Source organism: Streptomyces sp. BBFR2 (genome assembly GCF_044497305.1).
GTDB lineage: Bacteria > Actinomycetota > Actinomycetes > Streptomycetales > Streptomycetaceae > Streptomyces.
Genome location: NZ_CP172415.1, coordinates 5,431,974 through 5,453,572 on the forward strand (window position 1 = coordinate 5,431,974; position 21,599 = coordinate 5,453,572).

At 72.7% G+C, this 21,599-nt stretch carries 15 protein-coding genes; 9 read left to right on the forward strand and 6 right to left on the reverse strand.

All coding sequences use genetic code 11. The features are described from left to right. The first annotated feature begins 673 nt into the window (after nt 1–673). The 4 genes from ACGH2B_RS22080 (at nt 674) to ACGH2B_RS22095 (ending at nt 9,375) form a co-directional block, all read left to right on the forward strand. Complete coding sequence (locus tag ACGH2B_RS22080; RefSeq protein WP_399097214.1) at nt 674–3,634, forward strand: DEAD/DEAH box helicase; 2,961 nt, start codon at nt 674–676, stop codon at nt 3,632–3,634. After that, nucleotides 3,631–5,274, forward strand: coding sequence for an SWIM zinc finger family protein (locus ACGH2B_RS22085; protein WP_399092559.1), 1,644 nt, complete (start codon nt 3,631–3,633; stop codon nt 5,272–5,274). Before ACGH2B_RS22080 ends, ACGH2B_RS22085 begins: the two co-directional genes overlap by 4 nt. Beyond that, nucleotides 5,271–7,202 (forward strand): helicase-associated domain-containing protein, encoded by a 1,932-nt coding sequence (locus ACGH2B_RS22090; RefSeq protein WP_399092562.1) that lies wholly within the window; start codon nt 5,271–5,273, stop codon nt 7,200–7,202. Before ACGH2B_RS22085 ends, ACGH2B_RS22090 begins: the two co-directional genes overlap by 4 nt. A 541-nt stretch (nt 7,203–7,743) precedes the next feature. After that, a complete protein-coding gene (locus tag ACGH2B_RS22095) occupies nt 7,744–9,375 on the forward strand; it encodes a hypothetical protein (RefSeq protein ID WP_399092565.1) in 1,632 nt (543 codons plus the stop codon). A 13-nt stretch (nt 9,376–9,388) separates the two neighbouring features. On the opposite strand, the gene ACGH2B_RS22100 is transcribed toward ACGH2B_RS22095, so the two are convergent. After that, nucleotides 9,389–11,275 carry a CDP-glycerol glycerophosphotransferase family protein gene (locus ACGH2B_RS22100; RefSeq protein ID WP_399092568.1) on the reverse strand — a complete coding sequence of 629 codons (1,887 nt, stop codon included), beginning with the start codon at nt 11,273–11,275 and terminating at the stop codon, nt 9,389–9,391. Nucleotides 11,276–11,529: 254 nt separating this feature from the next. Further along, entirely contained in the window at nt 11,530–13,083 is a 1,554-nt protein-coding gene (locus ACGH2B_RS22105; protein ID WP_399092571.1) for an FAD-dependent monooxygenase, read from the reverse strand. 711 nt (nt 13,084–13,794) lie between these two features. On the opposite strand from ACGH2B_RS22105, the gene ACGH2B_RS22110 reads away from it, so the two are divergent. The 4 genes from ACGH2B_RS22110 to ACGH2B_RS22125 all read left to right on the forward strand — a co-directional run bounded on the left by ACGH2B_RS22110 (nt 13,795) and on the right by ACGH2B_RS22125 (nt 17,064). Continuing rightward, nucleotides 13,795–14,772 (forward strand): zinc-binding alcohol dehydrogenase family protein, encoded by a 978-nt coding sequence (locus tag ACGH2B_RS22110; protein ID WP_399092574.1) that lies wholly within the window; start codon nt 13,795–13,797, stop codon nt 14,770–14,772. 108 nt (nt 14,773–14,880) lie between these two features. After that, nucleotides 14,881–15,795, forward strand: coding sequence for an IclR family transcriptional regulator C-terminal domain-containing protein (locus ACGH2B_RS22115; RefSeq protein WP_399092577.1), 915 nt, complete (start codon nt 14,881–14,883; stop codon nt 15,793–15,795). Between the two features lie 151 nt (nt 15,796–15,946). Then, on the forward strand, nt 15,947–16,384 hold the full coding sequence (locus ACGH2B_RS22120) for a hypothetical protein (RefSeq protein ID WP_399092581.1): 438 nt from the start codon (nt 15,947–15,949) through the stop codon (nt 16,382–16,384). 41 nt (nt 16,385–16,425) lie between these two features. After that, nucleotides 16,426–17,064, forward strand: a complete 639-nt coding sequence (locus tag ACGH2B_RS22125; RefSeq protein ID WP_399092584.1) for a uridine kinase — start codon at nt 16,426–16,428, stop codon at nt 17,062–17,064. 37 nt (nt 17,065–17,101) lie between these two features. Here the strand turns inward: ACGH2B_RS22125 and ACGH2B_RS22130 are convergent, their stop codons facing one another. Beyond that, nucleotides 17,102–18,532: a WGR domain-containing protein gene (locus ACGH2B_RS22130; protein ID WP_399092587.1), complete on the reverse strand. Its 1,431-nt coding sequence runs from the start codon at nt 18,530–18,532 to the stop codon at nt 17,102–17,104. A 139-nt stretch (nt 18,533–18,671) separates the two neighbouring features. On the opposite strand from ACGH2B_RS22130, the gene ACGH2B_RS22135 reads away from it, so the two are divergent. Beyond that, on the forward strand, nt 18,672–19,133 hold the full coding sequence (locus ACGH2B_RS22135; RefSeq protein WP_399092589.1) for a type II toxin-antitoxin system PemK/MazF family toxin: 462 nt from the start codon (nt 18,672–18,674) through the stop codon (nt 19,131–19,133). 83 nt (nt 19,134–19,216) lie between these two features. Here ACGH2B_RS22135 and ACGH2B_RS22140 read toward each other — a convergent pair whose 3' ends face one another. The 3 genes from ACGH2B_RS22140 to ACGH2B_RS22150 all read right to left on the reverse strand — a co-directional run bounded on the left by ACGH2B_RS22140 (nt 19,217) and on the right by ACGH2B_RS22150 (nt 21,325). Next, a complete protein-coding gene (locus tag ACGH2B_RS22140) occupies nt 19,217–19,759 on the reverse strand; it encodes a DUF1697 domain-containing protein (RefSeq protein WP_399092592.1) in 543 nt (180 codons plus the stop codon). Between the two features lie 26 nt (nt 19,760–19,785). Next, nucleotides 19,786–20,349 carry a methylated-DNA--[protein]-cysteine S-methyltransferase gene (locus ACGH2B_RS22145; RefSeq protein WP_399092595.1) on the reverse strand — a complete coding sequence of 188 codons (564 nt, stop codon included), beginning with the start codon at nt 20,347–20,349 and terminating at the stop codon, nt 19,786–19,788. Nucleotides 20,350–20,440: 91 nt separating this feature from the next. Beyond that, nucleotides 20,441–21,325 carry a glycerophosphodiester phosphodiesterase gene (locus ACGH2B_RS22150; protein ID WP_399092598.1) on the reverse strand — a complete coding sequence of 295 codons (885 nt, stop codon included), beginning with the start codon at nt 21,323–21,325 and terminating at the stop codon, nt 20,441–20,443. Nucleotides 21,326–21,599: the final 274 nt, after the last annotated feature.

Consider the following 21,599-nt stretch of genomic DNA (forward strand, 5'->3'; position numbering starts at 1 on the left):
TGGGAGCCGCGGTACCGCTCCACTGCTTTCGCGCCGCTCTCCGTGCCTTCCGGTCAGCGCCAGGGGTGGGAGGCGCAAGGGCACTCCGGTATAGGTGCCGGAGGTCGTGCCGGTCCAGTGCCCCGAGGCCGGGGTGCGTCCAGCCGGGTCCGGTATCTTCTGCCGGCTTCGGAGTAAGGGGAGGGTGCGCGGTGGCGCGAGCGGTAGTGAGCCGACCGGAAGGCCTTCGTCGCTGCGGACTGTTCGGGACGGGGGCGGTCGTGGAGCGGGTGCGCATGAGTACCTCCTCGACGGAAAGCATCGTCACGTCGTCACGGAAAGTGATTTCGTGACTTACTGTAACTATCTTGTCGCTGATGCGCGAGACCTTTCATGGGCTGTGGACAACTCTCACGTCGGGGTTCGGTATCGAGCGGTGCGCGTGAGCACATGTGGCTGCGGACGGGAGGAAAGTCGCAGCTCAGGGGTGATTGTCAGTGGTGTCTGGTTCTATCGATTGCGGATCGGTCGAATCGATCCGCGGGCGTAAGGCGCTCGCGTCGGAGCGGAGTGAAGCGGGGGAGGAGGGGCTGTGCGGGCGACCGTAGACTCGCAGGCCGGGCTCGAATGGCGGACGGGGGCTGCTGGGCCGGCGAGGAATATGACCGTGAGTGATCAAGGGGCAGGGGTGAGTATGGCGGCGGAAGGCGGTCGGGCGGAGCATGTCGGCCCGACCGGAAGCGCCTCGCCGGGCGAGCCCTCTGCCGTCGGGGATGCGGCACGCAGGGACTTGGCCGCGTGTGCCGCGGTTTTTCTGCCCGGCTCGCCGCCACGCGCCGGAAGCGTCGCGTTCTGGCGGCCGGACGGGGCCCCGCTCCCGTACGGGAACGGTGACGGACGCGACGGTGGAGTGGGAAGCGGCGGGGTGGCCCCCTGCAATCCGGCCGCCCGCGCCGCGCGGCTGACCGTCGCCCGTCGCCATGGCAACGGCGCACGGAGCCGCACGGTCCCGGCCGTGCTCCTGCCGATCGCCGACGCGCTTCCGCTGCTGCTCGACGCCCGGAGCGTCCCCGGGGCCCACCCGGCGGTCGCCTGCTGGGGCGCCGCCGCCCGCCACGCACTCCACCTCGTGGCGCGGGGACGGCTGCTGCCCGGTCTCACCGAGGACGACATCGACGCCTGGCGCGCCGGGCCGCTCGACCCGGATGACGCCGCCCACCTCGCCGCCATCGCCGCGGCCATGCCCGGCGAGGCGTACGCCACACCCCTGCCCGGCACCCGCCCTTTGCAACTCCCTGACCCCGTCGCTCTCGTCCGGCTCTTCGTCGACGCCGTCACCGACACCCTGCCGCGCACACCGGGCGCCGCACTCCTCGCCGGGCCCGCCTTCGCCGCCCAGGCGCCACGGGCGATCCCGGGGGCACGGGAATGGGCGGCCGAAACGGCCGCCGGTGCGGACGCCGGAGTACGCCTCTCCCTCCGCCTGGGCCTCGCCCCGCACCGGCTCTTCGACAGCCCAGGCACACCGCAGCCCGGCGACGGACACGACACGGGCGGTCCGGAGCGGAACGCCGCCGCGGCCGTACTCCAGGTCCACAGCCTCACCGACCCCACCCTGGTGATGGACGCGGCTGACCTGTGGGACGGCGCCGGGGCCGACCGGTTCGGTCCCCGCTCGCGCGTCGATACGCTCCTCGCGCTCCGCCGGGCCGCACGGATCTGGGCCCCGCTCGGCCGACTCCTCGATCGGCAGGTCCCCGACGTCCTGCCGCTCGACGAGGAAGAACTCGGCGACCTGCTGGGCGCGGTGACGCCCCGGCTGAAGGCCGCCGGAGTGGCCGTCCACTGGCCCCGGGAGCTGGCCCGCGGCCTCACCGCCACCGCCGTGATCCGCCCCGCCCCCGGCACCGCAGCCGACGGATTCGGCTTCTTCGACACCGAACAGCTCCTGCAATTCCGCTGGCAACTGGCGATGGACGGGGTGCCGCTCACCGAGGCGGAGATGGACGAACTCGCCGAGGCGCACCGCCCCATGGTCCGGCTGCGCGACCGATGGGTGCCGGTCGACCCGGCCCTGGTCCGTAAGGCCCGCAAGCGTGAACTCGGACTGCTGCAACCGGCCGACGCGCTCGCCGCCACCCTCGACGGCACCACGGACATCGACGGCGAAAAGGTGGAGGTCGTCCCCCTGGGAGCGCTCGCCGCGCTGCGCGAGCGCCTCACCGGACCCGCCCGCCCGCTGCCCCAACCGCCCGCGCTCCGCGCCACCCTCCGCGACTACCAGCTCCGCGGTATGACCTGGCTCGACACCATGACCTCCCTCGGCCTCGGCGGCTGCCTCGCCGACGACATGGGCCTGGGGAAGACCGTCACCGTCATCGCCCTCCACCTCCACCGGAACCCCGCCGACCCGGTGCTCGTGGTCTGCCCCGCCTCCCTCCTGGGCAACTGGCAACGCGAGATCGAGCGTTTCGCCCCCGGCACCCCCGTACGCCGCTTCCACGGAGCGGGCCGCAGCCTCGACGGCGCGGACAGCGGATTCGTCCTCACCACCTACGGGACGATGCGGAGCAGCGCCGCCCAACTGGCCGGGCGCCGCTGGGCCTGGATAGTCGCCGACGAGGCCCAGCACATCAAGAACCCCGGATCCGGTACCGCCAGAGCGCTGCGTGGCATCGGGGCACCCGCCCGTATCGCCCTCACCGGCACCCCCGTCGAGAACAACCTCTCCGAGCTCTGGGCCCTCCTCGACTGGACCACCCCCGGGCTCCTCGGACCGTTGAAGACGTTCCGCGCGCTGCACGCCAGAGACGTCGAGGGCGGCGAGGTCCCCGGCGCCGCGGAACGCCTCGCGCGGATGGTGCGGCCCTTCGTCCTGCGCCGCAGGAAATCCGATCCCGGCATCGCCCCGGAACTCCCGCCCAAGACGGAGACGGACCACCCGGTGGCGCTCGGCCGCGAGCAGGCCGCCCTCTACCGGGCGGTCGTCCGGGAAACCCTTGCCGCCATCGAAGGCGCAGAGGGCATCGCCCGCCGCGGCCTGGTCATGAAGCTGCTCACCGCGCTCAAGCAGATCTGCAACCACCCGGCCCAGTACCTCAAGGAGGCCGCGCCGGGACTCGTCGCCCGCTCCGGCAAGCTCGAACTCCTCGACGAACTGCTCGCCACCATCCTCGCCGAGGGCGGCGCCACCCTGATCTTCACCCAGTACGTCGAAATGGCCCGGTTGCTCGAACACCACCTCCACACCCGTGGCATCCCGAACCAACTGCTGCACGGAGGCACCCCCGTGGCCCGGCGCGAGGAGATGGTCGACCGCTTCCAGTCCGGCGACATCCCGGTCTTCCTGCTCTCCCTCAAGGCCGCGGGCACCGGCCTGAACCTCACCCGCGCCGGCCACGTGATCCACTACGACCGCTGGTGGAACCCCGCGGTGGAGGAACAGGCCACCGACCGTGCCTACCGCATCGGCCAGACCCAGCCGGTCCAGGTACACCGCCTCATCACCGAAGGCACCGTCGAGGACAACATCGCGGAACTCCTCACCGCCAAGAGAGCGCTCGCCGACGCGGTGCTCTCCACCGGAGGCACCGCACTCACCGAACTCTCCGACGCCGATCTCGCCGACCTCGTCTCACTCCGGAGGCCCACGTGAGCCCACGCCCCACCTCCGGCCCTCCCGATCCGTTCACCGGCGGCCCCCGCCGTCGCCCGGCGGGCCGACCGGGCGCCCCCGGCGCCCCGCCGTTCCGCGACCGGCACGAGACCGGACGCAAAGCCGCCGAGGACCGTCTCGCCCGCGCCGACCGCTCCCGCACCTTCCCTCCACTGCCACCGCACACCACCGGTGACACCTTCGCCACCACCTGGTGGGGCCGCGCCTGGCTCGACAACCTCGAAACCATCGCCCTGGACCCCGCCCGGCTGAGCCGCGGCCGCGGCTACGCCCGCGACGGCCACGTCGACACCGTCAACATCACCCCCGGGCGCGTCCTCGCCACCATCCGCGGCAGCCGGCCACGCCCCTACAGCGCCGAGATCCGTCTCCGCACCCTCCCCGACGAGGAGTGGGACACCCTCCTGGAGACCGTCGCCGCCCAACCGGACCACCTGGCCGCACTCCTGGCCAAGAAGCTCCCCGAAACACTCGCGCACGGCACCGTCCCCCTGCTGCCAGGGTCCGGAGACTTCACGCTCCGCTGCTCCTGCCCCGACCACGGACGGCCCTGCAAACACGCCGCCGCCCTCTGCTGCCACCTGGCCCGCCTCCTGGACGCCGACCCCTTCGTCCTGCTGCTCCTGCGCGGCCGGGGTGAACGCGAACTCCTCGGCGAACTCACCCGCCGCAGCGCCGTCCACACCGCCCGGGAGACCCACCGGCACCGCGAGAGCCACACCACCGATACGCCCCGGGACACCGCCGGGCCTCACGCGGCGCACGGCCCCCGCCCGACGGAACCGCCCCCGGCTGACACGCACCGGACCGGAGGACCGCCCCGCCCCCTCGCCCCCGCCCCGCACCGGACGCCACCGGAAAGCCCTGGCCCGGCGGCAGAAGCCCCCTCCACCCCGGCGCCTCACCACGGGCACCCCCAGGCCCCCGCACCCCGATCCGCGAGCACCCCGCGCGGAGTGCCGGCCCGCGACGCCCTCGCCGCTCGCCCCCGCCCGCCGCTCCCGCCGCCCCTGCCGCTCCCCGACGCCCCGGGAACCACCCCGGCGCTCCCTGACGGCACCGGCCTGCCCTTCGACCCCGCCGCCCTCGAATTCCTCGCCGCCGACGCCGCGTCCCGGGCCCACACCCGTCTGGCCACCGCCGGACACCCCGGCGCCCGCCGCCCCGCGCAATCCGACCCGGCCACCGCACTCACCCCCTGGCAGGACGCCCTCCGCCTCGCCGCCACCGCCCACCCCACCGCCGGGCTCACCTCCGCCACCCGCGCCCTCTTCCGCGATCTCGCGGCAGCCACCGGCCGCACCATCGAGGACGTCGCCCGCTCCGTCGCCGCATGGCGCCAGGGAGGACGTGAAGGACTCGCCCTCCTCGAAGCCCCCTGGGACCCGCCCGCCGGAGACTTCGACCGGGCCCGCAGCGCCCTGCTCGCCGCAGGTCACCCGCCCCTGCGCCCCGAACACAACCGCCTCACCGACCCCGACCGCCGCCACCAGCTCCGCTTCGGCCACGACGGCCGCTGGTACCCGTACGAATCCGACCCCGGAGCCGACGTCTGGTGGCCCACCGGCCCCGCCGACCCCGACCCCGCGACCGCCCTCCGCAACCTCCGCACGCGATGACTAACCTCACTACGGTGGAAGGACTCGACACACTCACCCGCTCCCTCGCACAGCGCACCCCCGAGCAGCTCGCCGCACTCCTCACCCGGCACGCGGCCCCGCTCTCCCTGCGCCCCGCAGCCACCGGACTACGGGACCTCGCCACCGCGCTGTGGTCGTACGAAACCCTCCACCACCTGGTGCTCCATCTCGACCACCCCCGGCTCCAGGTCCTCGCCGCCACCGCCCGCATCAGCCAGGACCACGCCGGCCAGGACGCCCCGGCCCCCGCCGCCCCCTCGTCCGGCGCCGACTACCAGTCCCTCATGGCGCACCGGCTCTCCTTCGCCCGGCTGGCCAGCGAACCCGTCGCACCCGACGCCACCTACACCGCCCTCGGCGCCGCCTCCGGGCCCGCCCGGGCCACCGCCGAAGCCGCCCTGCGCTCCCTCTGCGACGACGGAATCGCCGCCCTCACCGAAGACGGCCACATCGTCGTCCCGCCCCGGACCGCCCAGCTCCTGGCCGCCGCCCCCCTCGGGCCGTTCACCGCGACCCCGCCACGACCGACCCCGTACTCCGCCCGGACCGGCACCCGGCCCCTCGCCCCCACTGCGCTCCACGACGAATCCGCCGCCGCGGCAGCCACCCTCGCCACCACCGCCGAACGCCTGCTCGCCGCACTCGCCATCCAGCCCGCCGCCCTCCGCAAATCCGGCGGACTCACCGTCCGCGAGACCAAACGCCTCGCCAAGGCCGCCGCCGCCACCGAAGCCCACACCCGTCTCCTCCTCGACCTCGCCCTCGCCGCGGACCTCATCGCCCTGACCCGCACCCCCGCCGGCATCACCGCGCTCCCCACCGCCGCCTACGACGACTGGCTCACCCGCACCCCCGGCGAACGCCTCGCCCCCCTCCTCACCGCCTGGTCATCCCTGTGGGGCCTCCCCACCCACACCCCGTACGGGGAAACCCCGACCGCCCTCGTCCGCGGCCACGACCGGCACGCCCCCGCCCTCCGGCACGCCCTGCTGGCCGCACTCGCCACCGTCCCCCTCGGTACGGGCGCGCCCCTCCCGCCGCTGCCGGACGCCGCACAACCGGACGCCGACACCGCCGCACACACCCCGCTGCGGGAACTCCTGGACACCGCCCGATGGCACCGCCCCCTCGCCTTCGACGCCCAGCCGCAGATCGAGGACCGCGCCCTCCACACCCTCCACGAAGCCGCCTACCTGGGCCTCGTCGCCCACGGCACGCTCACCCCGCTCGGCGAGGCCCTCCTCGCCGACCCCCGGCACCTCGACCCGGCGCTCCACGACCTGCTGCCCGCGCCCCTCGGCCACGCCCACTTCCAGGCCGACCTGACCGCCGTGGTCCCCGGCCGCCCCACCACCGCCCTCACCGACCTGCTCACCGCCACCGCCGACCGCGAATCCGAGGGCCACGCCGTCACCTGGCGCTTCACCCCCGCATCCGTACGCCGCGCCCTCGACGGCGGTCACCGCCCCGCCGACCTCCTCGACGCCCTCGCCGCGGCCTCGGCCGACGGCCGCCTGCCCCAGCCCCTCACCTACCTCATCGAGGACGCCGCGCGTGCCCACGGCCGGGTACGGGTGGTCCCCGCCGCCTGCTGCCTCCGCTCCGACGACGAGACCCTCATCGCCGAACTCGCCGCCCACCGCGCCCTGCGCCACCTCGGACTCCGCGCCCTCGCCCCCACCGTGCTCATCAGCAACCGCCCGCCCGCGGACACCCTCGAAGCGCTCCGCGCGGCCGGTTACGCCCCCGCCCTCGAATCCGGCACCGGCGTCACCGAGGTGGAACGCCGCCCCACCCACCGCACCCGGACACCCGTCCCCGTCCGCGACCCCGACGCCACACTGGCCCTCGCCCGCCGCCTCCTCGGCACCCCCGCACCCGCCTCCGCGGGTTATCCACAGCCCTGACACGCCACTGCTTGCGTCAAGTAGCGTTTCACCGTATGGAGTTGGGCATGGTGTAGCGGGGGAGGCGGGGATGGGGGCGGGTGGGCGACGGAAACGTGCCGAATGGTGTCTCGGGCGACGCCCAGCGCGAAGCGATTCAGGCGGGAGTGATCGAAGGGACGAGGCAAGCCCCGCCATACCCGAAAGATCCCAGTTCGTAGACCGCGAGCCGACGCTGGCTGTCATCGGCAGCTGGACCGGGGTCCCCATGGTGCGCCGCGCATCGCGGTCCTGAGCAGTACGGCAGGCGATGAGAAGAGCACCGTTGTACGCCGATTGGCACACCGGAGTGAAGCCCGCTACCTCGGTGGCGCCTTCTGAGTTTTCCTCGGTGATTCGTCTAAGCCGACTTTGCCGGGCTGTGGAGTACCTACCTCTCTCCCTGGGGAAGTTCTCCGCTCTGCTCCGCCGCTGCACCGTAAGAGACCAGGTGCTGATGACGCTCGACGACGTTACCCGAGCCTGATCAGGCCCGTGTCCTGATTCCGGGTCCCGGGGAAGTGTGGTTCTCGCGACGAGCCAGGGACGGCTCAGCGAGCTGATGATGGATGGAGCCCAGCCGATGTCCCTGGAACCGCTGACGCCGTATCACGGCCTCCAACTGCTGCGACGCCTGTGCGGAGAGAATCGCATCGTCCCGGACGATGAGGACGCCTGGCGCATAGTGGAGTACTGCGGCGGCCTCCCCGTGGCCCTCCACGTTGCAGCTGTCCGTCTCGCGACCCATCCCCGGTTGACCACTAAATCCCTCGCCGCCGAACTCGCCGATGAACACCATCGCCTGCAGGCCTTGCACATTGGCAAGGAACGTACGGTCTCTGCCGTCTTATCCATCACCTACGACGGCCTCCCTGCGGAAGCAGCCCGGCTCTACCGGCTCCTGGCCTTACACCCGGGGCACAGATGGGATGCCACCTCCGCTGCAGCGTTGACCGGAACGGCGCTCGCTGAGGTTCAGGAACAGCTCGACAGGTTGGAGCGCGCGACCCTGGTCACCGTCATGGCCGACGGCCGTTACTCCTTCCACGATCTTGTTCGCCTTCACGCCCTCGAGAAAGCCATCCACACGGACTCCGTCCCCGAACGCACCGAAGCCGTACGGCGAGTGGTGAACCACCTCCTGGCCCGTACTGTGCAGGCCAACCTCTCCGTGATGGCCCCAAGGATGCGCATCGGAACGTACGTCGAGCGACTGGACGGTGCAGAGAGAGCTCCGACCTTCGACAACGACCAGCAGGCTCTGGACTGGCTTGACACCTGGCGCGGCGAGCTCCTCGCCGCCCAGCACACCGCAGCGGAACACGGCTGGCACCGGCTGGTCTGGGAACTCGCCGAAGCTCTCACCGCGCTTTACATCAACAGGCGCTATGTCCATGATTGGGTGCGGTCCGGGGAACTGGGCGCCGCCCACGCCGCTGCTGATGGCAACCCGGCTGCTGAGGCCCGACTGCGCGCTCTCCTGTCCCGCCCGCTGATGGATCGCGATGAACCGGAGCGTGCTCGCAGCGAGCTGGAGATCGCCATTACCAAGGCCGACGCATCCGGCCATGCACTGCTCCGGGCCTCCGTCCGTGAGTTCTACGGCCGGTACTGGGACCGCTGCGATCCGGCCCGGGCCATCGTGACGTATGAAGAGGCGATGGTGTTCTACCGCGCAGCGGGGGACGCGCGGGGTATCGCCATGGGCAGCTACTTCATGGGCTGCGCCGAACACGCTCTTGGCCGTACCGAGCAGGCCCTAGGCACACTGCGGGACGCCTACAACCGGTTCATGACGCTGGGTGACCGCAGGATGGGCGCCCGTGCCCTGGCAGCCGTCGGAAACGCCAAGCGCAGTCTCGGTCGGAACGACGAGGCTGTCCTGCTCCTGGAAAAGGCGGTCGACATGCTGCGGGAGCGAGGTGCCCTCCACTACGAGGCGCCGGCACGCGAGACGCTGGCCGCGATAGCCGAGGAGCGCGGCGATCGCGCGCTGTGGCGACGCCACTTGACCGCGGCGCTGGCGATCTACGAGGCATACGGACTGTCCCGCGCGGAAAAGCTGCGCCGAAGCCTGACTCACGCCGCGGAGGAACCTGAGGGAGCGTTCGGGGCTGGTCTTCGCGGCCGTCCTGGTGCTTCTGAGACACGGTGACACCAGGCGGTGCTCAAAGCCGGTCCGCGAACTCTCCGACGGCCGGCGTCATCCGGTACGCATCTGGCTGCGTGGAAAAGCTCGAGGTCGCCGCACCGCCTCGCTGGACGATGCGGAGATCGGTGCGCCCGGCGAGGTCGCCGATAGTGAAAGCGACCGTTTCCAGGGGGCGCCCCGAGCTCACCAGTGTGTGGACGAGTGCTGCAGCGATCACCGCACCGTGACGGTTTTCCGAAAGCGCTGCTGTGACAGTCCGGCCGTCGCGGAGCCCTACCCGGCAGCTCGTGTCGGCGACAGCTGTCGAAGCGAGCAGACAGCCCGGATAGCGTGAGAGCACATCCGCGATCCACTGGTCGGCGATGGCGGCGGACCCCGCAACGGTGTCACGGACCAGCACGGATGCGTTCTCCGCCAGCTCTCGGTCCTGCTCCAGATCGCTGCAGGACAGATGGCGGAACGTGTTGGCGGAGGGCGACGGCCCAGCAGAAGCGAAACCGTTCTCGGCCTTGTGCGCGGTTCCGGGGGCGGTCTCCGGAGCTCCTCCTCCGCCTGCCCAATGGCGGACCACGGCGGGCGTCCGGCTGAGGACCACCTGCGGGCCAGTGCGAGAGTCATGGACCTCGCACGTGACGTTCACCGCGGTGATGCCAGGGCGCGGGTCCGCCGGACGCGGGCACTCGGGGGCGAAACGCGGCAGAGGGGTGGGGTGCTCAGGAAGGTCGAGGCGGAGGAGGCCGTAGATTGCGGTACGCAGTCGGTTCAGTGCGTGGCCAGGCGGGATGAGTGCCTTGGCCCCGAGTCGGCTGAGGGATTCGCTGTCGGTTGGCCCGAGGATATTGGTGTCCAGGGCGCGTTCGATCTGCGGACGAAGCGGGGCACGGGCTGCGAGCCGCGGCACCCGCCTGCCCAGTTCCGCCATCGGCGTACCGGGAACCGCCTCTTCCTCGCTGAACGCGCCGAGCAGCAACGGCTTGCCCAACGCGGCACCGTAGAACGTCACCGAGCCGTGGTCGCCGATCAGCAGATCTGCGGCGACCAGGGCGGCCTGCCAGCCGTCCGTCGGCGGGATGCGCAGCAGGCCCGCGCTGAGCGGGGAGGCGAGCAGCGAACGGAGCTGGTAGACGCCGTGCGCGGAAACGATGTTGGGGTGGGTCACCAGGGCCACCGCGTAATCGTCCATCGGCAGTTCGGCGAGCAGTCGGGCGGGCAGCGTGGGGTTCTGGCCGAGGAGCGACCGGTCGCGCCAGGTCGAACTGAGCACGATCAGGCGACGGCTGCCGGTGACGCCGAGCGCATCGCGGTAGGTGGCGCGCAGATCCACACCGTTGACCAGTGTGTCGTGGCAGGGGTCGCCGATGAGTAGCGTCCGGCCCTTGGTCAGGGGGTGAGCGGCGGCCAACTGCTCTGCCTGGTCGGGGTGGGAGACGGCGAGCCATGCCCGGCCGCTGCGCAGCAGTGCGTCGGGGACGACTCCGGCGAGACGGTCCTGGTCACTGCGGGAATCCGGTACGACCTTGTGGAACCCGACGCCGTGCGGCAGGACGAGGACAGGAGCGGTGTGGCCCTCGACGGCGAGGTCGGCATTCTCGGTGGCCGTGATGACCAGGTCCGGAGCTAGGTCCCGGTACTGGTGCCAGGGCAGTACCCGGGCGCCCACGGAGCGGATCAGGTCGTGGACACCGTCGTTGAAGGCGGAGCTGGGGTCGAAGGCGAAGACCAGATCGACACGGGACTCGTCACGGAAGACCGGGCCCAGGACATCGAGCACCCGGACGGTGGAGGTGACCGTCCGGGCGATGACCACGACGGTCCGCTCCGTGGGGAACGTCCGCCAGCGCTCGGGGTCCGCCCCGACCGGCACCCGTAGCGGAGGGATCAGACCGTGACTGGTATCGAGCATGTCCCCACACTGGCATCCACGCGCCTCCCTGCCCTTGTCCAGCCTGTCGTCAGCACCTCTCACCGGTTTCCGAAACCCCTGTCTGATCTTGGCGCTTCCGTGATTCACCACCGTAAGTCAGGGATGGGCACGTCGTCGTGTCAGGGCCTTCGCTCTGTCGGAGCAGGATCGCATCAGGTAGGGGGATGGAAGAGCAGGACCACGCGCAGGTCACGGCGAGGAAGACCGGTGGCGGTCAGAAACGCGGCGCCCCCTCACCACTCCGTCGCCGCCTCGCCCCCCGGCCCCGTCCGTCCTGGAGGCGGGCCCGATTCGTGCGGCGGGAGCGGCGGGTTCCCGTCCGCCGCAGCTTCGCCGTCGGCGACGCGCGCCCCGTCGACGAAGGGACTGGCAGGGGACACCGAACGGCCCGGTGGCAGGGCGGTTGAGGGGAGAGACCCCGAGGAGGGCGGAGTGATCAACGGGAGTGGGGAGACGACGGGCAGCCGCCCCGCGGGCGCGGGACGGGTACCGAGTGCGGCCGGAGCCGCGAGGTCCGGGTGGCCACCGCGGCCCGTGGACCGGTTCGTGGCCGAACGCAGCATGCGGTGCACCGGTCCCCGGGCGAGGCGCGCGACCGTGGAAGGGAGCGGCCCGGTGGCGCCCGGCCGACGCGTGTCCTGGCCGGTGGCGAGCGTCCACGGCGTGTGGAGGAGACGGCCGACGGTCCGCTGCAGACCGCGGGCGAGCGCCGGAGCGTCCAGCCCGTGGCGGTGCAGCCCGTCGCGCAGCGCCACTGCGGCGTGCGCGGTGGCGCTCAGCCCCCGGCCGTCCGTGGCGGGGAACGTGGCCACGGCGTCGCCCAGCACGAAGAACCCTGTGGGCCAGGCCGTCAGCTCCTCGTACCACCGCCGGTGGCCGGTCGTGCTCCGGGAGAGCCGTACCTCGCTCAGCGGCTCCGCGTCGGCGATGAGTTCCCCGATGGCGCCGTCCCCCACGCCACGGGCGAAAGGCACGAAGCGGTCGGCGGTGTGCGACGGTTCCGCGCCGGGCGCTCCCGCCAGCGTGACCAGCCAGCACCCGTCCTCGATCGGCACCAGGCTCGCGTACCGGTCGAGCCCGCGCCCGGCGCCGGGGCCCGTGCCGAGCACCGCGGGACAGCTTCCGGAAGGGGCGCGGAAGACGCGGGTGGCAAAGGTGAAGCCGTCGTCCACGACCGTCTCGCGGACCTCCGGAAGGCCCAGGGCGACCAGGTGCTCCGGGGTCCGGGAGGCCCGCCCCGTCGCATCGATCACCAGATCCGCGTCGAGCCGCTGGGCGGCGCCGCTGAGCGTCTCCCGGATCCGTACGCCCGTGACATCCTCCGGCGTGCCGGTCAGGCCCTCGGCCTCGGCGCCGTCGAGGAGGGTGACACCGGGCAGCGACAGCACCTGCTCGCGGACCACCCGTTCGAGCAGGTCATGGGAGGAGGAGAGGAGCGAGCCGGGAGGTGTCCGGCGGCGGATCCGGCTCGCCGCGGGGGCGGGGCCCGCGGCCGGCGGCAACCGCCGGGCGCCCACCTCCAGCAGCCGCCCCGTCACCCCCGGCAGCAGTTCCTCGACGGTTTCGGCGACCGCGGTGGTGAGGAACGACGCCTGCCGAGGGTGGGGGAGCGCCCGCCGTGACGCCGGCTCCCGGGGCACCGTCTCCTCCTCGACGATCACCACATCGGCGTGCCCGGACAGCGCCGCCGCCGCGAGCAACCCCGCGACGCCGCCCCCCGTCACCACGGCGAGATACGGGTGGGTGAAGTGGAGCCCGCCGCTGCTCATACCGCTGGGCGTGTTCATGGGCAGCCTCTTTCTCCGCAGGTGCGCGCGATGACCGGGCGGGCGAGGGGCGCCGGGAGGAACGGGGGAACCGGCGCCGGGCGTGCCCTGCGCCGCGCGGCCGCCACGACGGCGCCGGAGGCAGCAGTGAACGCGGCCGATACCGACGGGAGGGCGGACAGCCTCGCGCGCACCCGGCGGACCCCCGCAGTCAGGGGTAAATCCGGGAGCTGAACGTCCTGACATCGCGGCGCGAACGCCGGTACGCCGACGGATTTCCGCATCATGACCCCCCTCAGCCCGTGCACACCCCGTGAACCCGCCCGGTGGTGCGCCCCGTCGTCCGCCCGTCGCGCACCCCGTGGGCGGCTGCCCCGTGGCGGAGCGCGTGCGGCCCCTGGGAGCGTGGCCGTCCCGACCTGGAGACGGCGGACACGACACCGGATCGTAGGCCGCGGAGATCGCATGCGATACCCGCAAGTATCCGAGGGGCACACGGGAGCCACCCCGCCGATACCGGTGCGTAGATCTGATGCAAAACGACGCAATGGGCGGAAAGCGCGCGGGCAGTTTCTCGCGAGGTGAGAAAAGCCGGCGGACTTTCTCGTCTGACGCGGCACAACGGGCCGGGAAACCCACTGGGGTTGGCGTGAAATGGTCGGACGGAACCCCGCACACGGGAGGCGTGCCTACCCTGTGCGGGCACAGCACCGAGACCCCTGAGGGAGAGTCGTGCACGCGATCGTGATGCGAGAATTCGGCGGCCCCGAGGTGCTGCGGACCGAGGAGGTCCCCGAGCCCGGCCCCCGCGCCGGCCACCTGGCGGTCGAGGTGCACCTCGCCGGGATCAACTACGCGGACATGCACGTCCGGGGCAACACTTACCTGGCGCCGGTCGATCTGCCGTACATCCCCGGCAACGAGGTCATGGGGACGGCGGACGGCGGACGCCGCGTCATCGGGCTCTCCCGGGGCGGCGGTTACGCCGAACGGGCCCTGCTGCACCGCCGCGTCACCTGGGACGTCCCCGACGGCGTCAGCGACGAACAGGCCGTCGCGCTGGCGCTCCAGGGCAACAGCGCCTGGCACCTGCTGTTCACCACGCTGGGCGTCAGCGCCGGGGAGAAGCTGGTGGTGCCCGCCGCCGCGGGCGGGGTCGGCTCGCTGGCCGTCCAGCTCGCCGCGCACGCCGGGGTCGAGGTCATCGCCCTCGCCGGGAGCGAGGAGAAGCGGAAGCTCGCCGTGGACCTCGGCGCCCACGCGGCCGTCGACTCGACCGCCGAGGACCTGACCGAACGGATCCTGGAGGCCGCCGGCGGACCCGTCCACGCCGCCCTGGAGATGACCGGCGGCGACACCTTCCACCGCACCCTCGACGCCGTCGCCCCGCGAGGCCGCCTCGCGGTGTACGGCTACGCGAGCGGCGAGATGGCACAGGTGCCCACCCGCCACCTGATGGAACGGTCCCTCACCGTCTCCGGCTTCTGGCTGCCGCAGCTCTACGGCGACCGGACCGCCCTGCCGACCTCGATGCGGGCGCTCTTCGACGCGGTCGAGGCCGGAACCCTCACCCCCCTCACCGGCGCCCGCTACCCGCTCGACCAGGCGGCGCGCGCCCACCGCGATCTGGCCGCCCGCACCCCGACCGGCAAGCTCACGCTCGACGTCAGGAACCGGACCTCCGCGGCCACGCCGGGCAGCGTGGCCTGAGACCGGCCCGGGCATCCGCCACCGGCGAGCCGCGTGGCATCCGGCGGCGCCCGGCACCACCACCGTGCGCCCACGGGCGCTGACCACTGCCAGGGGAGAGAGCACACGATGGGTAACCGCATCACCGCGCCCGACACCGTCGCCATGTCCGCCGGTCCGGCCCCTGCGGGCGCCACCACTCGCAGGAAGACCGCGCGCCGTCCGCGCGTCGCCGGGGGCACCGCACGGACGACAGGATCCGGCCATGCGGAGCGGGTCTTCCTCGTCCAGACCGCCTTCGCCGAACTCGGCGGATCCGCCCACGGCCCCGGCGAGATCGCGGAGTTCACCGGCCTGGACGACTCCGTCGTCTACCGCATCCTGCAGTCCGGCATCTACCAGCAGATCTTCGAACGCGTCGACCGCGGCCTCTACCGGCTGCGCACCTCGGCCGCCCGGCTCGCCTTCACCGCACTCGACCACCGCCTCGACGGCGCCATCTCGCAGACGGTGCTGCGCGAACTGCGGATGGCCACCGACGGCGGTCTGGCGTTCCTCTACATGGTGGCGCCGTTCTCCGGGGCGCAGCGGCAGTGCGTCGACATGGCCGTCGGCGACTCCGACCTCGCCGAACTGGGCATGACGCCCCGCGATGTGCTGTCCGTGACGCGTTCCCTGCGCACCGGGGCCTCCGGCCGGACGATCCTGGCGTACCTGCCGGAGAAGCTGCAGCAGCGGGTGCTGGCCGAGCCCGTGCCCGACCAGGCGGGGCCCGGCGTCTACCGGGACAACGACGCGCTGAGCGCCTCGCTGGCCGAGGTCCGCGACCTCGGCCACGCCCTGGGCTACGAGGAGTGCATGGCCGGGTGGAACTCCTGCGCGGCGCCCATCATCTGGGACGGCGCGATCATGGGGGCGGTGCTGCTGCTCAAGCTGAAGTCGGTGATGCCGGAGGCGCCGCACAGCGTCATCGAGGCGACGAAGGAGGCGGCGGCCGAACTCAGCCGCTACGGCGCGGCCCGCCCGGGAGCCGACGAGAGCTGAGCCGCCGGACGGCACCGGTCCGGGCCGCCCCGGCACCCGCTCACCGCCCGGTGGACCGGACGCGGTGTCGCGGACGGCCGCCGCGGCGTACGGTCGGACGGCCGCCGCACCGACGGCGGCACCGGAACGGCAACGGGGACAAGGGGAACCGATGGACGCGGAGTTGACGGCACTCGCCACGGCCGGGGCGACGGCCCTCGTACAGCAGATGGCCACGGAGGGCTGGGCGCAGGTGCGAGGGCGGTTCGCCGCCTTCCTCGCCCGGCGGCGCGGGGACGACGAAGAGGCGCTCCGGGAAGAACTCGACGCCTCGCGGGACGACCTGACGGCCGCGCAGCGGGACGGGGACGAGGACCCGGCTGCCGACGTCATCGCCACCTGGCGGAGCCAACTGCGCCGACTGCTGCGCGAGGATCCGGACGCCGCCGAGGAGCTGGCGGCCCTGGAGGCGGAGTGGCGGCCCGCACCGGACGCGGTGTCGGTCCGCGAGGTGCACAACGTCATGAGCGGCACCGTGCAGCAGGGCACGGTGATCCAGGCCGGGGTGATCTCCCACCTCCACCACGGGAACGGTCCCTCCCCGCGCTGACCCACGGGAGGCCGCACCCCGCCGGCGTGCACAATGACGGGGTGCGGCTCCATCCGATCACCTGGGAACGACTGACCGACGCGCTCGCCGAACGCATCGCCGCCACCCCGGCGCAGGACGGCGGCCCCTGGCTGCGGATCGCCATCGACGGCGCGCCCGCCGCCGACCCGGGACAGCTCGCCGGAGCGCTCACGGAGGCACTGCGGCTGCGCGGCCGGCCCGCCCTCCCCATCAGCACCCACGGCTTCCTGCGCCCCGCCTCGCTGCGTCTTGAGTACGGGCACACCGACCCGGACGCCTACCACGACGAGTGGTTCGACCGGCGCGCCCTGTGGCGGGAGGTCTTCCAGCCGCTGGACCCCGGCGGCACCGGCCGGATCCTGCCGGATCTGTGGGACCCGGCCGCCGACCGGGCCACCCGCAGCGACTACGTGACCCTGCCGCCCGGCGGCGTCCTGCTGCTGCACGGGCCGCTGCTGCTCGGTCATTGGTTCCCCTTCGATCTCACGGTGCACCTGAGGCTGTCCGCCGCGGCCCTCGCCCGTCGCACTCCGCAGGAGGAGCGCTGGACGCTGCCGGCCTTCGCGCGCTACGAGGACGAGACCCGTCCGGCCGACGCCGCGGATGCCGTCGTACGGGCCGACGATCCGCGCCGCCCGGCCTGGAACGGACCGGCCTGACCGGCGGACCTGGGGGTGCTCCGTGCCGGGGCCCGGCTCAGACCAACTGCCGGATCTCGCCCCGCACGCGGTAGAAGCCCCCTGCCGCCGGAGCGAGTCCGTCGACGACATAGCGCGCTCCGGGGCGGCGTATGTGCCGGGGGAACTGCACGTTCCAGGACGGTTCGAAGCCGTCGGACACGACGTGCACCCGCAACCGCCCGCCCTCCTGGGCGCACTCCACGACGATGCCGGAGGCGGCGGTGGCCGTCACCGTCTGCACCGTGGCCGACGGGGTGTAGGTGGGCAGCGCGGCGGCCGACTTCACGTCCTTGGCGACCGGGACCGTACCGGCCCGCGCGGCCGTCACGGCGGCTTCGCTCGCGTCCACACAGACCAACGAGCCGTCCGTGGTCACCATGTACAGCTTCTCGTCGAGGTACTGCATCGACAGGGCGGAGCCGCCGCCGGTGCCGAGCTTCCACAGCCGGGTGCCGTCGGCGGCGAAGCAGTACACCGAGGACGCCGAGTCACCGGCGAAGACGTACCGGCCGCCGGGCGCCGTGGCACAGGAGTAGACGACGGTGTCGCAGGTGTACGTGGCCTCGACCGCACCGTCCCGCTTCGCCAGCCGCTGCACCACACGGCGGTCCGTACCGGCGTAGACCGAACCCTCCTCCTGCCAGCCGAAGAGGACCGCGCCCCGGGTGGGGGCGTGCCACATCTCGCGGCTGCCGTCGGCGGCGTACGCGGTCACGCCTCCGCTGTGGCCGTGGAAGACGGCGCGGTCGTCGCGCCGCACCATCCAGGCGGCGCTGCCGCTGCTGCGGCGCGACCACTGGTACTCGTCCTCGTGATCGATGACCGTCAGGCCGCCGTCGCGGTCCGCGACGTTGAGGATGCCCTCACGGATGTCCAGCCAGAAGATGTCGACGTCGGGGGCGATGTCGTACGCGGCGAACGGCAGTTTCGAGGAGAGGTCGTACACCGAGCCGTCGTCGCAGCCGGCGTAGATCCAGAAGTCGTCCGCCACCAGGCATTTGACGCCCGCCGGGAGCTGGTAGCGGGCCAGCACCTCGCCGTCGTGGCCCAGGGTGTGGACGTCGCCGTTCTGATTGCCGACCCAGCAGCGGTCGGCGTCGACGTGGATGCCGAACGCGGCGGAGCCGGTGCGGAACCGCCACAGGACGGGGGCGACCGCGCGCGCCGTCGACGGCGTCGAGGTGACCTGGCGGCGCGTCACCGGCCGGGCGGCGCGCTGCCCCTGGACCGCAGGGGCGTATCCCTTGCGGACCTTCTCGCCGATCTTCTTGGCGGCCGCCGCCCGCGCCTTCTCCGCCGTCGGGAAGGAGGAACGCTGCGACTGCCCGGCCGCGCCGATCCGGCCGTAGCGGACCGCCACCTCCGTCCCGCTCACCGTCACCTCGTAGAACTTGTGCGCCCCGCCGCCCTCCTGGGACAGCTCCAGATACGTCGTGGATTCGGACATGGCGATCCCCTCCCCGGGCGGTCCCGTTGACCTTCCCCGCTGCTGAGAACCGTAGGGCCGACCACTGACAACGGACCGGTTCCGCGGCCGCCGCCCGGCCCCTGACGGCCTCTCACCGGGCGGCGGTTAGCGTGGGCCCGTGACGTTTTCGAGCAACGCGACCGGCGACAGCCCGGCGCTCCCCGGCAGTCGCGGACCCCACGCGACCACGGACGCCCTGCCCGCCTCCGTCGGCGCCGTACGGATGTCCTACGCGCCCGATCCCGACGGCGACCCGGACCCGGGCGAGATCGTGTGGACCTGGGTGCCGTACGAGGAAGGGGACGGGCGGGGCAAGGACCGGCCGGTGCTGGTCGTCGCCCGGGAAGCGGCGGGGACGCTGCTCGCCGTCCGGCTGTCCAGCAAGCCGCACGACCAGGACCGGGAGTGGCTGGCCATAGGCACCGGACCGTGGGACCGGGCGGGCCGTGCCTCGTGGGTCGATCTGGACCGGGTCCTGCGGTTGCACGCCCAGGGCATGCGCCGGGAGGCGTGCGCGCTGGACCGGGCCCGCTTCGGTCTCGTCGCACGACGGCTCCAGGAGCGCTACGGCTGGCGCTGAACCGGCCGGCCCGGTCCGCGACCGGCCGGTCCACGGGACGGCCGGTCGCGCGGCAGCGACCACGGCGCCCCGGGACCGGCCGGTCAGGCCCCGGTCAGCGCCAGGATCTTGCTCACGGTGTTCCAGTTCCGGGAGGTGGCGGTGACGCCGAGCGGGGCCCGGCCCACCGCCTGCGCGAGCTTGGAGCGGCCGATGCCGTCCTGGCAGTACAGATACAGCTCCCGTCCGACCAGCCGGAAGCTGTCGGGGGCGAACGCCGCTTGGTCGAGGGCGTCCAGCCGTGAGGTGTCGGCGGGCGCCGCGGACAGGAACGTGACGTGCAGGGTCCGTGGCTCCGCCACCGCCCGCGGGTACGGATTCGCCGCGACGGTCGCGGCGAACTCCGCCGCGGTGCGTACCACCACCGGCACCGTCAGCCCCAGATCGGTGAGGATCCGCTCCTGGAGCAGACGTGCGGTCTCCTCGGGAGGCGTGCCGGGATCGGCGAAGACGAGGTTGCCCGTCTGGAGGAGGACGGTGACGTCCCGCAGCCCCGCCGACCGCGCCAGCTCCAGTTGGCGGGCCTTGGGGAAGGAGTTGTGCCCTCCGACGTTGATACCGCGCAGCAGCGCGATCTGTGTGGACATGGTGCCGCCTTCCGGGCGCCGCGCGGTCAGAACAGGGGAGCGGGCAGGACGCCTTCCAGGGCCAGCAGGATGCGCTTGGCCTCCAGACCGCCGCCGAAACCGCCGATACCGCCGTCGCTGGCCACCACCCGGTGGCAGGGGACGACGACGGGCAGCGGATTGGCGCCCATCGCCGCACCGACCGCCCGTGCGGCGCCCGGCTCACCGACGCGGTCGGCGAGGTCCTGATAGCCGACGACGTTGCCGTACGGCACACCCGCGTCGAGCGCGTGCAGCACCCGGGCGTTGAACCCCGAGGTCAGCGACCAGTCCAGGGGAACGGTGAAGGCGGTCAGCTCGCCGGAGAAGTACGCCGTCAGCTCCGCCACCGCCACGGACAGATGCGGTATCTCCGCGCGCGGGCCCGTGCCGAAGAGCCCCTCCAGCCGGGCCAGGGCCCGCCGGGTCGTCCGCTCGTCGGCATGGAAGGAGACCTGGACCAGGCCCTGCTCCGTCGCCGCGAGCAGCAGCGGCCCGATGGGGGAGTCCGTCCGCGTCCACGCCCAGTCGCGCCGCGGGTTCCGCGCTGAGTCCTGCGCTGCATCCGTCACGCCTTCAGCGTAGGGCGTGGCACTGACAACGCGGCGGCGGGCGGATCCGGGAGCCGGTCCCCGGATCCGCCCGCCAGGCCGTACGGCCAGGTCAGAGACCGTTCTCGCGCAGCGCGGCGCGGATCGTGTCCGCGGTGTTGCTGATGACGCCGTCCGCACCGGCACCGGCCAGCTTCACGGCCGTGGCGGTGCTGTCGACGGTCCAGGTGTAGACCTCCAGCGGGCGGCCGTGCGGCCCGCGCAGCGCGTGCACCGCCTTGATGTATGCCGGGGTGGTCACCGTGTACGACGGGTTGATCTGGTCGCAGAACCGCGCGTACTCGGGCAGCTCGGCGACGGTGGGGTTGCCGAGGAAACCGGTCTTGATGTCGGGCCGCAGCAGGTGGACGGTCTTCATCGCGTCCCCGTTGAAGCTCTGGATGATCAGGCGGTTCTTGACGTGGGCGCGGTCGAGCCAGCCCTGGTGGCGGAGCTGGGACAGGACCTGGAGCTCGATGCCCGGGTACAGCTCCGGCGACTTCAGCTCCAGCAGGAGCCGCTGGTGGTTGTGGGTGACCGCGGTCATGTACTGCTTGAGGGTCGGCACCCGCTCGCCGGTGAACTTCGCGCCGAACCAACTGCCCGCGTCCAGCTTCTTGATCTCGCTCAGCGTGAAGTCGGCGACCTTCCAGGGCGCGCGGTCCGGGAACACCTTCTCGACGTCGGTCGTCCGGTTGAGCGTCGTGTCGTGCATGACGATCAGCTCACCGTCCTTGGTGCGCTGCACATCGTTCTCCACCCAGCGGGAGCCGCGCCGGTGGGCCTCGTCGATGGAGGCCAGGGTGTTCTCGGGCGCGTGGGTGGGGGCGCCGCGGTGGGCGACCGTCACGGTTCTGTGGCCGCCGCCGGCGGCCTGGGCGGTGGCTGGGGGCAGGACGAGCGTGGACAGCCCCAGGAGTGCGCCGGTGAGGGCGGTGGCGACGGTGCGAAGACGCATACGGACTCCTCGTGGACGTCGTGGACGTGACCGGGTGTGAGGTGTGCGGAGAGGGGTGCGACGTGGCCTGACGCCGTGCCGGACGGCCAGAGGTTCGCAGCCGGGCGGTACGGAGAGGGAGGCGAGGGATGGACAGAAACTGAACGAGAAGTGGCCGGTGTTCCGTGTTTGAGGCGCGCGGTGACAGGTTGTCCGGAATCGCCGTGCAACAGATGGACGCTCCGGCGCCGTCCAACTTGCCGGAGTGACGGCGAACCCGCATCCCGACCGACGG

Excerpts from the sequence above, each read along its gene's own strand:
- ACGH2B_RS22080 (WP_399097214.1), top strand. The coding sequence starts at position 674 with ATGGCGGCGGAAGGCGGTCGGGCGGAGCATGTCGGCCCGACCGGAAGC.
- ACGH2B_RS22090 (WP_399092562.1), top strand. The coding sequence starts at position 5,271 with ATGACTAACCTCACTACGGTGGAAGGACTCGACACACTCACCCGCTCC.
- ACGH2B_RS22100 (WP_399092568.1), bottom strand. The coding sequence starts at position 11,275 with ATGCTCGATACCAGTCACGGTCTGATCCCTCCGCTACGGGTGCCGGTC.
- ACGH2B_RS22105 (WP_399092571.1), bottom strand. The coding sequence starts at position 13,083 with ATGAACACGCCCAGCGGTATGAGCAGCGGCGGGCTCCACTTCACCCAC.
- ACGH2B_RS22115 (WP_399092577.1), top strand. The coding sequence starts at position 14,881 with ATGGGTAACCGCATCACCGCGCCCGACACCGTCGCCATGTCCGCCGGT.
- ACGH2B_RS22120 (WP_399092581.1), top strand. The coding sequence starts at position 15,947 with ATGGACGCGGAGTTGACGGCACTCGCCACGGCCGGGGCGACGGCCCTC.
- ACGH2B_RS22130 (WP_399092587.1), bottom strand. The coding sequence starts at position 18,532 with ATGTCCGAATCCACGACGTATCTGGAGCTGTCCCAGGAGGGCGGCGGG.
- ACGH2B_RS22140 (WP_399092592.1), bottom strand. The coding sequence starts at position 19,759 with ATGTCCACACAGATCGCGCTGCTGCGCGGTATCAACGTCGGAGGGCAC.
- ACGH2B_RS22150 (WP_399092598.1), bottom strand. The coding sequence starts at position 21,325 with ATGCGTCTTCGCACCGTCGCCACCGCCCTCACCGGCGCACTCCTGGGG.